Here is a 14,230-nt window from a genome sequence, read left to right as displayed (position 1 = left end):
GTGGACAAATGTCCACGAACGGTGCCTGACACCCTTTTTTACATAAATTGTTCTGTTATGCATCTGGCAAATCATATTTATTGTAAGATAAGTAATTTTGGCTATTCAGCGACCATGGAGGAGTGAGTGCCCGTGCCAATTGATTGGGATGAAAAGGATGGGATTTTTCATTTGTACAATAACAGGATTAGTTATTTGATTCAAATTGTCCATGGTAAATATCCCGTCCATTTGTATTGGGGCAAGAGGGTTAGGGCACTGCATCCTGCTTCCATTCTGACGTATAAACGCAGGTCTTTTTCGCCGACGACGGAGCCTTCTCTTTCGCAATTTTCACTTGATACATTACCACAGGAATATCCCGCTTTTGGGAATGGGGACTTTCGTTCGCCTGCCTATCAGATCCGTTCAGCTGACGGCACTACGGTAACGGAATTTGTCTATGATTCTCATGGGATTTTCCAAGGAAAACATCCACTTGAGGGATTGCCTGCTGCGTATGTCGAGGATAAATCTGAAGCAGAAACACTAGTGCTAACACTGGTAGATTCCATGCTTGGGATCGGGATGAATCTTCATTATACAATTTACCGTGATTTTGATGTGATAACGAGATCGGTCTCCTTTGAGCACCTTGGGATCCATGATGTGGAAATACATAAATGTATGAGTATGTCAGTGGACATTCATCAGTCAGATTGGGATTGGCTGCACCTTTATGGAACATGGGGGCGTGAGCGTCACATCGAAAGGCGGCCGCTTAACCACGGAATTCAAATGATTTCATCAGCTCGAGGTGCAAGCAGCCATCAACATAATCCGTTTGTTGCGCTCCTTTCAAAAGACACCAACGAAGAGTATGGAGATGTATATGGCATCAGTTTGGTCTACAGCGGCAATTTTCAAGCTTCCATCGAAGTGGATCCATTTCAAACTTCTAGACTAAGTATCGGAATAAACTCTTTTGATTTTACATGGGTGCTGAGGCCGGGTGAAACGTTTCAAACTCCTGAGGCTATAATGATTTATTCATCGGAAGGGCTTGGAGGAATGTCCAGGACTTTTCATAAAATACTGAGGGAAAGAGTTTGTCGTGGGGTATACAGAGACAAAACACGTCCAATTCTCATTAATAACTGGGAAGCCACCTATTTTAATTTTAATGAAAAAAAACTTTTCGACCTTGCGGATGCAGCAAAAGAGTTAGGCATCGAACTGTTTGTATTAGATGATGGCTGGTTTGGGCATCGTGACAATGATAAAAGTTCGTTGGGTGATTGGTTTGTCTTTAAGAAAAAACTTCCGAATGGTTTAGAAGGGTTGGCTGATTATATCCAAAAAAAGGGGCTGCAATTTGGAATATGGGTTGAGCCAGAAATGGTCTCTCCTGACAGTGATTTGTACCGTAAACATCCCGATTGGTGTATCCATGTACCGGGAAGGAACCGGACACAGTCTAGAAATCAATTAATTCTTGATTTAAGCAGGGAAGACGTATGTAATTTTTTAATCGAAACGCTCACCCGTGTCTTTAGCAGTGCTAAAATTTCCTATGTGAAATGGGATATGAATCGAAATATGACGGAGGTGGGTTCGGCTGCGCTGCCACCTAATAGGCAAAAAGAAACAGCACACCGTTATATGCTTGGCTTGTATCGAATCTTAGAAAAACTGACCAAAAGGTTTCCACAGATCTTATTTGAAAGCTGTTCTGGAGGAGGAGGTCGCTTTGATCCTGGCATGCTCTATTTTATGCCGCAAACCTGGACGAGTGATGATACAGATGCTGTTGAACGGCTTAAGATTCAATACGGAACAAGCATCATTTATCCTGCGATTACCATGGGGGCACATGTATCAGATGTACCGAATCATCAGGTGGGAAGAACTACACCACTCTTAATGAGATGCCATGTAGCGATGGCTGCAAATTTGGGTTTTGAATTAAATATCGACAAACTGAGTAATGATGATAAGAAGGTTGTAATGGAGCAAATCAAACGATATCATCAAATCAAGGATATTGTCTGTTTCGGTGACTTATACAGGCTGTTAAGCCCGTTTGTTGGAATGGATTCGGCTTGGATGTATGTTTCACCGAATCAGGAAAGGGCTGCCGTTTTTTACTATAAAACCTTGGCAACACCAAATCCGCCGTTTTTCCGACTAAAGTTGCGCGGGCTAAAGCCGTGTGAGATTTATAGAGTAAATAGGGGAGAACAGGAATATGCTGGCGATGAGTTAATGAAAATTGGATTAACGCTGCCGCTGATAAATAGAGATTTTTACTCGAGTATTTACTACATTGAAGCATTCGAAAAGTAATCAAATATAAAAGATGATCTTTAGGTCTGATATAATCGTAGTCGTTGTAATCGTTTCCTTATGGGGAAGGAAGCCTTTTGAAATGGTCTGCGTAGAAAAATATGGAATATTTTTAATGTAAGAGGAGAGTTCATAGATGGAAAAATACATTTTATCCTTAGATCAAGGGACAACAAGTTCACGTGCTATTCTATTTAATAAAGAAGGAAAGATTGTTCATGTTGCTCAGCAAGAGTTTCAGCAGTACTTCCCACAACCGGGTTGGGTCGAGCATAATGCCAATGAAATTTGGGGTTCAGTCCTAGCGGTAATGGCTTCATGTTTGGCTGAGGCGAATGTAAAACCAGAACAAGTGGCTGGAATCGGTATTACTAACCAGCGGGAAACTGCAGTAGTCTGGGATAAAGAAACAGGGCAGCCAGTCTATCATGCGATAGTTTGGCAATCCCGCCAAACCGTTGAGATTTGTGAAGAATTGAAAGCAAATGGCTATGATCAATTATTCAGGGATAAAACAGGCCTGTTAATTGATGCTTATTTCTCTGGAACAAAAGTAAAATGGATTCTTGATCATGTAGAAGGCGCAAGAGAAAAAGCGGAGCGTGGAGAGCTGCTATTTGGAACAATTGATACTTGGCTTATATGGAAACTATCCGGTGGAAAGGCCCATGTGACAGATTACTCGAATGCATCAAGAACATTAATGTACAATATTCATGACCTTATATGGGATGAGGAGTTATTAGAAATTCTTTCAGTTCCTGCTTCAATGCTTCCGGAAGTGCACCCATCTTCAGAAGTATACGCCAAAACAATTGATTCCCCTTTTTCTGGCGCTAATGTGCCAATTGCCGGCATTGCAGGAGACCAACAAGCGGCATTATTCGGTCAGGCCTGTTATGAAAAAGGAATGGCGAAAAATACGTATGGGACCGGATGCTTTATGCTAATGAATACCGGCGAACAAGCAGTAAAATCAGCGAACGGGCTGTTAACGACCATAGCTTGGGGTATTAACGGAAAAGTAGAATATGCTTTAGAAGGAAGTATCTTTGTTGCCGGTTCTGCGATCCAATGGCTCCGTGATGGGCTCCGGATGTTTAGAAGTGCGGAAGAGAGCGAGAAATTTGCTGCGAGTGTATCATCTACCGATGGTGTTTATGTAGTTCCGGCATTCGTGGGGTTAGGAACTCCTTATTGGGATAGTGATGTACGTGGTTCGGTATTCGGCTTAACACGTGGAACAACGAAAGAACACTTTATTCGCGCAACGTTAGAGTCGCTTGCATATCAAACAAAAGATGTATTAACGTCAATGGAAGCCGATTCTGGGATCTCACTAAAAGCTCTGCGTGTAGACGGCGGTGCTGTTGCCAATAACTTCTTAATGCAATTCCAAAGCGATATGTTGGATGTCCCAGTTGAACGTCCAGTAATAAGGGAAACAACCGCCTTGGGAGCTGCTTATTTAGCAGGATTAGCGGTAGGTTATTGGGCAAGTCAAGACGAAATTGCTGCTCAATGGCATATGGATGAAGCATTCAAACCAAATATGGATGAAGAGGATCGAAACAATCTATATTCAGGCTGGAAAAAGGCTGTAAACGCAGCTAGGGCTTTTAAATGATGGAATGGAATGATATACTAGAATTAAATTAATATTTCGAATATTTCACCGAGGGATTAGAGAGACCACAACAAAGCATTGGATTATTAACCATTGTCTTTGTTATGGTCTCTTTTTTATTCCAATTGGAGGTAACCATAGTGGAAATATTAAAATTTTCGAGTTTGAATCGAAACACAATCTTAAAGGAAATGGCAAGAGAAGATTGGGATGTGCTTGTCATTGGTGGTGGAATTACAGGTGCTGGGATCGCATTAGATGCCGTAACAAGAGGACTGAAAACGACTTTGGTAGAAATGCAGGATTTTGCAGCTGGGACATCTAGCCGTTCCACAAAACTTGTTCACGGAGGCCTTAGATATTTAAAACAATTCGAAGTGAAGATGGTGGCAGAAGTAGGGAAGGAACGAGCGGTTGTTTATGAAAATGGGCCGCATGTAACGACACCAGAATGGATGCTCCTGCCTATTCATAAAGGTGGAACGTTCGGAAAAGTCAGTACATCGATTGGATTACGAGTCTATGACTTTTTAGCAGGCGTTAAAAAAAGTGAACGCAGAAAAATGCTTTCCGCAAGTGAAACCATTCAAAAAGAGCCGCTCATTAAAAGAGAGGGATTAACTGGCGGCGGATATTACGTTGAATATCGTACTGACGATGCCCGGTTAACTATCGAAGTCATCAAGGAAGCGGTTGCTAAAGGTGTCAAAGCCGTAAACTATTCCAAAGTATTGGAATTTATTTACCAAAACGATAGGGTAATCGGTGTTAAAGTTGAGGATCAATTAACTGGAACTGTTCATGATATTTATGCGAAATATATCATTAATGCTACGGGTCCATGGGTCGATTCGCTCCGAGACAAAGATCAGTCGGTAACTGGGAAAAAACTGCGGCTGACCAAAGGGGTCCATTTGGTGATAGACCAATCAAGATTTCCCCTAAATCAGGCAGTTTATTTTGATACACCAGATGGCCGGATGGTTTTTGCCATTCCAAGGGATGGGAAAACGTATGTGGGGACCACAGACACTATTTATAACAACGATCCGATTAATCCGAAAATGACAGCAGATGACCGAGATTACATTATTGAAGCGATTCATTATATGTTTCCAACCGTAGATATTTGCACGGAGGATATTGAATCAAGCTGGGCAGGAGTAAGACCGCTGATTTATGAAGGAGGTAAGGATCCCTCTGAAATTTCGCGAAAAGATGAAGTATGGGTTTCGAATTCTGGGCTGATTACCATTGCAGGCGGGAAGCTGACTGGATACAGAAAAATGGCGGAAACGGTGGTGAACTTGATCGCTAAGCAGAGCGGCAATTTTCAAGCATGCCAGACCAAGTATTTACCGATATCCGGCGGTCATGTTGAGGGGGCTCGTAACTTTGCTTCATTTATTGAAAAAAATGAAAAAAATGGCGAGTTAAGAGGGTTTACAAAGGAACAATATCGCAAATTGGTTCATCGCTACGGTTCAAATATTGATCGAATTTTTGACATTGCGAGAACGTATGACCCAAATAACAAGTTTGGTTTGCCGCTTGAGGTGTTTGTTCAAATTGTTTATTCATTAGAGGATGAAATGACAGTAAAACCAATAGACTTTTTTATCCGTAGGACGGGGGCTTTATTTTTTGATATTCAATGGGTAGTGGAGTGGGAAGAAGCGATCATTGACTTTATGGAAGATGCACTTGGATGGACAATGGAGGAAAGGACTCGATTCATTGAAGAATTAGAAACAGCATTAAAGGATGCGGTCGATCCATCCTCATCCGAATAAAAAGTCCAAATCTAAGCGGTGATTTTCTAGGGATAAAAAAACTAATCAAACGTTTGATTAAATAAGTGACGGGCTTGGAATATAAGGAATAGTCCTATCATATTATTTACCATATCAAACGTTTGATTGTTATAAAGCGTAGCAGGTATATGGTGACGACCATAAATCCGACTTAATTCATTGGAATATTTGGATTACAATTTTTCTGAATTTGAAGGAGGATGGATAGTATGAATTTCTTGCTGATCCTCGTCAATGCAGCCGTTTTGTTATTACTCATGTTTGGATTATTTACGATGCAAAAGAAGCATGTTTCTTTTTCCAAGCGTGTCTTTAGTGCGTTAGGTTTAGGTATTATCTTTGGTTTTCTCATTCATCTCATTTATGGCACGACACATGAAGTAACGACAGGTTCGATCGATTGGTTTAACATTGTCGGAAATGGCTATGTGAAACTATTACAAATGGTGGTCATGCCGCTGATATTTGTCTCTATTGTCGGAGCTTTTACAAAGTTAAAGCTAACGAAAAATATTGGAAAAATTAGTTTCCTTGTCATCGGCATCCTGCTTGCAACGACAGCCGTCTCTGCGGCGATTGGTATCGGCTCTGCATTGGGATTTGGTCTTGATGGTGTGCAATTAACTGAGGGAGAAGCGGAAGCAGCTCGTAATGCCCAGTTAGAGGAACGAGTTACTGGGATAGAAAATATGACGCTCCCGCAACAAATTATTGAGTTAATCCCGAGCAACCCATTCCAGGACTTAACGGGAGCGCGCGCGACATCAACGATTGCGGTTGTTATTTTTGCAGTGTTTATTGGAATTGCTTATCTTGGGGTAAAGCGCAAAGACCCAGAAACAGGAGAATTTTTTGCAAAGATCATTGATACGTTCTATTCCGTTGTCATGAGGGTAGTCACACTAATCTTACGTCTAACTCCATATGGCATTCTTGCCATCATCACAAGAGTTACCGCAACAAGTGACTATGCGGCGATTGCGAAATTAGGTAAGTTTGTGGTTGCCTCCTATGTGGCGCTCATTTTGGTGTTCATTGTCCATTTACTACTATTATCCTTTGCCAAACTAAGTCCTGTAAATTATGTGAAAAAAGGGCTGCCAACCTTGACCTTTGCCTTCACGTCACGCACTAGTGCAGGAACCTTGCCAATGACCATTAAAACGCAAACGAAAGACTTTGGTGTATCAGAAGGGATTGCTAACTTTGCAGGTTCATTTGGACTTACCATTGGTCAAAACGGATGTGCGGGTGTTTATCCTGCAATGTTAGCCGTCATGGTTGCGCCTTCTGCAGGCATCAATCCATTCAGCCCATCGTTTATCATTACTCTTATTTTAGTAGTGGCGATTAGTTCATTCGGGGTTGCTGGTGTTGGCGGTGGAGCTACATTTGCCGCATTAATCGTTCTATCCGTTTTAAACCTGCCAATCGCCATTGTCGGACTGCTAATCTCAGTTGAACCTTTAATTGATATGGGACGTACAGCCTTGAATGTCAGCGGAAGCATGACCGCCGGCGTGTTGACTGGTAAGATCACAGGTGAATTAGAGAATGAAGTTTACCAACAGCCTAGAGTAATTGAGGCTTAATCAAATGTAGTGGATAGCCTTAATAGGGCTATCCTTTTTTTGTTTATAGAAAGATCAGTCCCTGTGTTTTTTGAGCTTTTTTGGCCAAAGACCAACTAAACTATTAATTTTTATGGTTTTTCAAAGAAATAGTGAAGTTTCGTTTACGATAAACAGTAAACGATGAGGACCCTCCTTTATATAATTTCTAAGTTTATTCCCTTCTTAGACTAGGAATAATGGTAATAAGGGTTTTAAGGAGGCTAGTATTAAAACGTGACGTTCTTAAATGATTACTTATGGACACCTTTTATGGTGTTTTCTTTAGGATTTTTATTGGTGAAATTTGCTGGAAAGAGGTCCGTTGCGCAAATGACGGCCTTTGACCTGATGTTTATACAGATCATGGGAACGGCCATAACTGAGCCAATTGTTTCAAAAAACAACTGGTCAGCTGCTTGGTATTCTTTTTCAATTGCACTTTTATATATCATTTTATCGAGACTGGCATTAGTCAATAAGTTGAAGTATTGGATTTCCCACAGCCCCACCGTTTTAATCCGAGGAGGGGATATCGACGAAAAAGGGTTGGCAAGGGTTCGATTAACGGTTGATGAACTTCAAGGGATCCTTCGCACAAAGGGATATACAAATATTTTAGATGTGGAGATAGCGGTGATGGAGGAGTCTGGACAGGTTAGTATCATCCCCAAGTCTGATAAAAGACCCTTACAACCCAGCGATCTAAATCTGCAGCCTAGTCCTACCTTTATATCGATCCCCTTAATTATGGACGGGGATATCGTGAAGCATAATTTAAAGTTCGTTCATAAAAATTTAGATTGGCTGTATTCTCAAATGAGCATCCATCAGCTCAGGAAAGAGGACCTACATAAAATTACATTAGCTACCTACAATCAAAATGGTGAAGTTGAGTTTGATATTAAAAAAGAACGTGATGAGAGTATTAGTACTTATAAACCAGGGAATGAAAATTAAAAAGGATATACATAGAAATAGCACTTATTGGTTGGGGGATCGGGTTGAGCACCCGAGCTGATAAATAAACGGAGAAATTCCGCTTAATTTGTAATTATGATTAAAAAAGACTTAAATAGACGGAGAAATTCCGCCTATTGACTCGAAAAGTTTGAAAATGGGGGATTTTTCTTTGCATAACCGGAAAACCTCCCCTTATTTCCCCCGAAACGAGCTCCATTCTGTATCTAACCGGAAAATCTCCGCTTATTTTACTTTTGCTGGTTACTCGATTAAGGACAAGACATCTTATTTAAAAAGGAGTGAGTTTCCAAGAAGACCTTATTTTGATGCATTACGGTGGTTTTATATAAATAAGGTCTTTGTATTCCTAATAAAGAAACTCGCCAATTTTTTTCAATGGCGAGTTTTACTTTTTTATATAACGGAACTCTTTATGCTTTTCATTGCATGCTACCCTTTGTCCTAAAACTTGATGGAGCCTCATATGTGGGAACATTACATAGAGCTAATTAAATCTGCAATTAAAATATAGCGCTGCGGTGCGTTGCCAATGTATGAAAATGGATAACAGGTCGTAACCGTCAGGGTAGCCCTCGGTTTAGGGACAATCACGGTCCGATCATCGGCATCAACAATTCGTGTTCTTCTTACTTTATAGGTAAACTTGCCCGCAGATGTCCTTACAATGAGTAAATCACCTTTTCCGATCTTTCCTAGCTGCCTAAACACCGTATCCCTGTGTCCTGAAAGAACGGAATTATCCTTTTCGCCGGGCAGCACGCTACCTGCAAAATGGCCGACTCCTTTTTCCAGTTCATCTTCATTTGCCCCATGAAAAATCGGCAAGGTCTTAGAAAGCTTCGGGATGTCCAAGTCTCCAATCCGATCCCCTATTTTATAACGGATGGAGTAAAGAGACTTCGAGCCAATTTTTTCTTTTACTACTTTGGGTGCCTTTTTTTCCTGTTTATGTTGGAATTGACCCTCATTTTTTTGTTGAAAAAAGGGCTTGATGTTTGATAACACCATCCCTAATCCTACAAGGACTAGGAAGATGCTCATCCACTTTCGAGCCGGGTTTTTCTTTTTCATTAGGCTTGCTCTTTCCTCTTGCGGTTAAAAATGGCACCTACAAGAATCATTAATGAACCAACCAGTACCCAATCCATATAATGGCCTGCTGTATTTGGAAGTTTACCACCTTTAATGGTTCGTGGCTTCTTTTCACTTTTTACAGCCGTTTCGATTTTTTTCACATTTTTTACCGTTTCGTCAATTAATTCCGAATTAAGCATGTCTGCAGGGAATAATACATCTGCAAGAAACTTACCCTTTTTATTATAAAGCTCGATTAACAAGCCATAACCTTGAGCATCTTTCATCTTGACAAGCTCATTCATGGTAACTGGTTTCTTTTTACTGTCCTTTACTAGATAAAACTTCGGCTTTAATTCAACGATGTTAAAGATTTCTTCTACAATGCTGGCCAACTCGGCAGCCTGTTCAGTTGTAAGCTCGCTTGCAGTTTCTATATCAATAAATGGTTCAAGACGTTTCTGAAATGATGCCATTTTTTCTTGAACCGTCGCTTCATCTAGTTTGAGGCTTTCAAAATGGGCCATCATTGCCATGACTTCGTTTTCTGTAATGCCTATTTCGGAAACAATATCCTCTATTCCATTTCCGCCGCCCAAATACAAAGCTACAGCCATATCTAGATCTTCAATCGTTTCATAATTGTCCAGTGAATCTTCATTCTTTTTCAATAAATCCTTCAATTCCTGAAGGTTCAAATCATAATCTTCGAGAAGTTCCTTGAGGTTTTCATCTGTAATCGGGGTGCCGATGTCTTCTGTATAATAATAAACAGTATCCTCAAGGGCATTCATGTATCGAAAGACATCCTTAATATTTTCACCTTTTTCCATTTCCCCGTTTTCAATAAGAAAGGCAACAAGGTCTGCTTCATTTTCAAACTCGTAATCTTTTATAAATTTCTGTAGATTTTCTTCAGTAATTTGCTCACCTAGTGTTTCTTTTAATTCATTAATCGTAGAAAAATCTTTCAAGCTCATATCATAGTAATATTCCAGATAGGAGTCTAGATCTTCTTCTGTCCACTTCGTTTCGGTTAAAAATGCGTTTAACTCATCTGGTGCGACTGCATTACCAACAGCTGGAAAACAGCCAAACAGAAGGACGACTGCCAATAAAATCCTTTGAAATTTCTTCACTTTTTATTTCCCCCTATATTTTTTAGAAAAAAGTGTTCCAACTATGTATTTTAGAGGAAAGTTGAGGGGAAAAATAGAGTTTTTTTGACGAAATATAGGGGATATTTTTGGGGAGCAGGTTAAGCACCCGTGCTGATAAATAGACGGAAAAATTCCTCTTAATTAGGAATTATGATTAAAAAGGTCTTAAATAGAAGGAGAAATTCCGCCTATTTGACTCGAAAAGTTCGAAAATGGGGAATTTTTATATGCATAACCGGAAAACCTCCCCTTATTTCCCCCGAAACAAGCTCCATTTTGCATTTAACCGGAAAATCTCCGCTTATTTTACTTTTGCTGGTTACGTTCCTTTATTATTCTCCTGTGTAAAGGAAGGACAAAGCTAAAAACTACAAAATACAACGGTATTGAGATGAAGAAACCCCAGCCATGAGGCTTCATATATCCTACTTTCCTCATTCCCCATTCAATTAACGTAGAAAGGATGGTAAACATAATGACTAGAATCCATTTATTTATTTTCTTGAAATAGTTTAAATAAATAACGGATAGCGACGAAGGAATTAGGCTGTAACTAAGAAACTCGCCTATTCCCGTGATTTTGGGGTTGCCAAAATCAACCAGATCAAACATTTTTCCAAATAAGGAATCACCAATCCAAGCAACATAACCAATGACTCCAAATGTAACATACCATTCTCTCCAACCGATTTCTTTTTTGGGCATAAAAAGAGCATATAAAAACAAAAGCAACGACAAGCTGACCGGCAGCCAATTTCCTTGAGCATGTATATCTAAATTCTTTATTATTGAATTCACACAAATCACCTCATATTTACTATCTCCAAATTCAAGGTGATTATTTCCAAGTTCCTTTTGGGCATAGAAAAAAGACCGCCGCAGCGATCCTAATCGTTATTTGGTGTATTTCTTTTGAAGCCATATAAATACATTTGTTATTAATTTTGCTGTTAGAAATCCTAATATATATATAATCAAAAGATAAAAGTAATTCATATGTCCATACATCCGGAACAAGCCTAGCCCCACAAGTACCGGTTTGAAAATAAGCGCAAAAAATCCTGCTGTAATTGTAGAATATACGTAGAAATTTTTTTTATAATTTAGTGTCCATTGATAGACAAGCATAAAAGTAACTGGCACAATACTTGTGTCTATGGATACACTAGGAAGGAACGGTAATAGTGGAAATGGATAATTCCACTTACCGCTATTTATCGCAAATAAGTCTATATACGCTGCTAATACATGAATGCTATACCCATAAAATCCGATTAAGAACATCTTACTCTTATCAATTTTAAAGACTAGAAAGATGAGTGGGACTAAAAGTATTGCAACCATGATCCAATATTCTAAAGAGGCATATAGCGCATGGTCTCTCCAATAATCAAGAAAGGCATCCGTTGACTCTTTTCTCAATTTCACCGCTTTATCAAATTGAACGATTCTAGGGTCTGACAATTTTATCATCCTTTAAGTTGGTAGTAATGTTTATGATTACCAGTAAAAGGGATAATATGCCTTACTGCAAATTAATACGATCGTTCTTATATCTTTCTAATTGTTCTTGTAAAATCATTATATAATTCGTCATCGCCATTCTAACTATCGAAGGATAGTAACGATTGTTAAGTTCTTGTTCACACTCCTCTAAATCCATCTTTTTTACAGCAATAATTTTATTTAATTCCTCTTTGCTCATCGATTTCCACCCCTACAAAACTAGTTTTATAGTTTAAGGATGGACAATAATTTCATAGTTTATACCACTCAAGTTTTTCTAGTTTAAGATGATTTCCAATTATTATCCAACAAATGTCGTAAGTTTCTTGAAATGTGTCATAAGTGTCCTGAATTATGTCATAAGTCTCTAAAAATATGTCATTAGTTTTTCTAGTTTGAGATATTTTCCAACTATTATCCAGCAAATGTCGTAAGTTTCTTGAAATATGTCATTAGTGCCCCAGGCAAAGACCATGGGGACGGTTCCTATGGTCACACTAGCCTCAAAAAGCTATAAGAACCGTCCCTATGGAGTATGGAGTTAATTTTTTGCAGTCATGGAAGAAAGTGCAGATTCATTGAATCCTTTAACGATGAGCCAAACAGCTAAAATCATTTCATTAGCAGCGACTGGCAGCGCCAAAATACCTCCCCAAACCGAAATTTGCTGAATGACACCGAACATGACCAACAAGGCACAAATAAATACAAGCGTTGCCCCTGTCATTCCCAGGATGGGTATAAACCTGGGTACGAGCTTGGTTTGATAAAATATATAGCTATACATCATCGTATTGATGCCCAGCATGAAAAGCGGACCAAGCATAAATGTCCAATCATGTACCGCTTTTAAAATAGTACCTGAAGCATAAAACGAGGCGGAATCCGGGGCTCCTGCCGCTACAAATTCCCGGCTTAAAGTCAATAGGGACAGGACGCTGATTACACCAATGGTAATGACAATCGCTTCAAGAAACCTGAAGCATACATGCCAAAGAGCGATCGTTTCATTGTATTTTCTTAAAATAGGAAACATGGTAGTTGCCGTCCCCACCGCTGAGACAACAAGTAATAGCTCCATAACCGCCCCAAGAATCACCTGGTTGGCGTGTTCGGAACCTGTAATCAGATAATCCGGACCCTTTAGAATGGGATCGTATAATTTAAGACCAATTATTGCTGTAACTGCTGCAAGTATAAACAGGACTCCCACAATTTTTGCTGCCCTTTTGTTTGAATTCATGTTGTATCTCCCCTTTTTTAAATAAACTCAAAGCTTTGTGTCTTCCCCATAAAAGAACACCTCTTCCAACGGCAAACTAAAGGCATGAGCAATTCGAAAAGCGAGTTCTAGAGATGGGGAGTAGTTTCCCTTTTCGAGAGCCACGATAGTTTGCCTTGTAACGCCCACCTTGTCAGCTAGTTGCTGCTGGGTCATTTCATTATAGTTAAATCGTAATTTTCTGATGTGATTGCCGACAAGAGTCTTAGCCATATTAGACTCCTCTCCTATAGTGATAAAGTTTCGTAATGGAGCCAGTCACATCGGAAATGAATCCTGAGATTACTAGGATCATAAACATCACTTGTGAAGGCTGATAGATGATTAGCGATCCCATTGCAAGAAGGAAGCCGAGAATGAACACAAAGAAAGAATTTCGATGCGCCCTCAAGTCAATTAATTTATCTAATTCATCCGCAAATGCCGGTTCTTTTTCCCTGGTTGTAATTCTAAAGACGATGTTAAAAATAATACTGATAATGATGTGGGCAACGATTGAAACCAACGTCAAGATGAGGACGAAGGAACCCCAATAGCGAAAGGTTTCAGTCGACTCCAGCCCCCCTGTGGGCAATCGCGGGTACATGTACAAGCAATAAGATCCGAAAATGAGTATGGCGCTGATCAACGATACAATGCTCTTCTTTTCTTGATAGGTCATGGTTGACACCCCCTGTATGGTCACTTTTACATCATGCATAGCATTATATGCATGATGTAAGGGAAACTTTACATCAGGTCAAAAATAATTTACACAAATAAAGGCGTCACCTTCTCTAGTTACCTTTAAAGCTATTTTTTATCCCTGCGGGCACCATTCGCTTCCTATCGTTACCGTTGGTCCTCTT

General features: G+C 39.7%; 13 protein-coding genes. 5 read left to right on the top strand and 8 right to left on the bottom strand.

Annotated features, from left to right (window positions below):
* Positions 1-132 precede the first annotated feature (132 nt).
* From V7659_RS11980 to V7659_RS11960, 5 genes are all read left to right on the top strand, one after another.
* A complete protein-coding gene (locus V7659_RS11980) occupies positions 133-2,325 on the top strand; it encodes an alpha-galactosidase (RefSeq protein WP_335540216.1) in 2,193 nt (730 codons plus the stop codon).
* 136 nt (positions 2,326-2,461) lie between these two features.
* Positions 2,462-3,952 (top strand): glycerol kinase GlpK, encoded by a 1,491-nt coding sequence (gene glpK, locus V7659_RS11975; protein WP_335540215.1) that lies wholly within the window; start codon positions 2,462-2,464, stop codon positions 3,950-3,952.
* A 104-nt stretch (positions 3,953-4,056) separates the two neighbouring features.
* A complete protein-coding gene (locus V7659_RS11970; protein ID WP_420491726.1) occupies positions 4,057-5,745 on the top strand; it encodes a glycerol-3-phosphate dehydrogenase/oxidase in 1,689 nt (562 codons plus the stop codon).
* 230 nt (positions 5,746-5,975) lie between these two features.
* The gene (locus V7659_RS11965; RefSeq protein WP_335540214.1) at positions 5,976-7,358 is read left to right on the top strand and encodes an L-cystine transporter; all 1,383 of its coding nucleotides are present in this window, start codon (positions 5,976-5,978) and stop codon (positions 7,356-7,358) included.
* 255 nt (positions 7,359-7,613) lie between these two features.
* Positions 7,614-8,336: a DUF421 domain-containing protein gene (locus tag V7659_RS11960; protein WP_335540213.1), complete on the top strand. Its 723-nt coding sequence runs from the start codon at positions 7,614-7,616 to the stop codon at positions 8,334-8,336.
* Between the two features lie 498 nt (positions 8,337-8,834).
* On the opposite strand, the gene V7659_RS11955 is transcribed toward V7659_RS11960, so the two are convergent.
* The 8 genes from V7659_RS11955 to V7659_RS11920 all read right to left on the bottom strand — a co-directional run bounded on the left by V7659_RS11955 (position 8,835) and on the right by V7659_RS11920 (position 14,043).
* The gene (locus V7659_RS11955) at positions 8,835-9,431 is read right to left on the bottom strand and encodes a class D sortase (protein WP_335540212.1); all 597 of its coding nucleotides are present in this window, start codon (positions 9,429-9,431) and stop codon (positions 8,835-8,837) included.
* Complete coding sequence (locus V7659_RS11950; protein ID WP_335540211.1) at positions 9,431-10,573, bottom strand: processed acidic surface protein; 1,143 nt, start codon at positions 10,571-10,573, stop codon at positions 9,431-9,433. Before V7659_RS11950 ends, V7659_RS11955 begins: the two co-directional genes overlap by 1 nt.
* A gap of 327 nt (positions 10,574-10,900) precedes the next feature.
* Positions 10,901-11,392 (bottom strand): hypothetical protein, encoded by a 492-nt coding sequence (locus V7659_RS11945; RefSeq protein WP_335540210.1) that lies wholly within the window; start codon positions 11,390-11,392, stop codon positions 10,901-10,903.
* Positions 11,393-11,488: 96 nt separating this feature from the next.
* The gene (locus V7659_RS11940; RefSeq protein ID WP_335540209.1) at positions 11,489-12,058 is read right to left on the bottom strand and encodes a hypothetical protein; all 570 of its coding nucleotides are present in this window, start codon (positions 12,056-12,058) and stop codon (positions 11,489-11,491) included.
* 61 nt (positions 12,059-12,119) lie between these two features.
* Entirely contained in the window at positions 12,120-12,299 is a 180-nt protein-coding gene (locus V7659_RS11935) for a hypothetical protein (RefSeq protein WP_335540208.1), read from the bottom strand.
* Between the two features lie 342 nt (positions 12,300-12,641).
* Positions 12,642-13,343, bottom strand: a complete 702-nt coding sequence (locus V7659_RS11930) for a DUF4386 domain-containing protein (RefSeq protein ID WP_335540207.1) — start codon at positions 13,341-13,343, stop codon at positions 12,642-12,644.
* A 27-nt stretch (positions 13,344-13,370) separates the two neighbouring features.
* Entirely contained in the window at positions 13,371-13,595 is a 225-nt protein-coding gene (locus tag V7659_RS11925) for a helix-turn-helix transcriptional regulator (RefSeq protein ID WP_335540206.1), read from the bottom strand.
* 1 nt (position 13,596) lies between these two features.
* Positions 13,597-14,043 (bottom strand): hypothetical protein, encoded by a 447-nt coding sequence (locus tag V7659_RS11920; protein WP_335540205.1) that lies wholly within the window; start codon positions 14,041-14,043, stop codon positions 13,597-13,599.
* Positions 14,044-14,230: the final 187 nt, after the last annotated feature.

This window comes from Neobacillus drentensis, from assembly GCF_036966985.1.
Lineage (GTDB): Bacteria > Bacillota > Bacilli > Bacillales > Cytobacillaceae > Neobacillus > Neobacillus drentensis_E.
This window is presented reverse-complemented; position numbering and strand designations above follow the sequence as displayed.

Bases quoted from the DNA above. Each gene is read 5' to 3' on its own strand.
- glpK (WP_335540215.1), top strand. From the start codon at position 2,462: ATGGAAAAATACATTTTATCCTTAGATCAAGGGACAACAAGTTCACGT.
- V7659_RS11970 (WP_420491726.1), top strand. From the start codon at position 4,057: ATGGTCTCTTTTTTATTCCAATTGGAGGTAACCATAGTGGAAATATTA.
- V7659_RS11965 (WP_335540214.1), top strand. From the start codon at position 5,976: ATGAATTTCTTGCTGATCCTCGTCAATGCAGCCGTTTTGTTATTACTC.
- V7659_RS11955 (WP_335540212.1), bottom strand. From the start codon at position 9,431: ATGAAAAAGAAAAACCCGGCTCGAAAGTGGATGAGCATCTTCCTAGTC.
- V7659_RS11935 (WP_335540208.1), bottom strand. From the start codon at position 12,299: ATGAGCAAAGAGGAATTAAATAAAATTATTGCTGTAAAAAAGATGGAT.
- V7659_RS11930 (WP_335540207.1), bottom strand. From the start codon at position 13,343: ATGAATTCAAACAAAAGGGCAGCAAAAATTGTGGGAGTCCTGTTTATA.
- V7659_RS11925 (WP_335540206.1), bottom strand. From the start codon at position 13,595: ATGGCTAAGACTCTTGTCGGCAATCACATCAGAAAATTACGATTTAAC.
- V7659_RS11920 (WP_335540205.1), bottom strand. From the start codon at position 14,043: ATGACCTATCAAGAAAAGAAGAGCATTGTATCGTTGATCAGCGCCATA.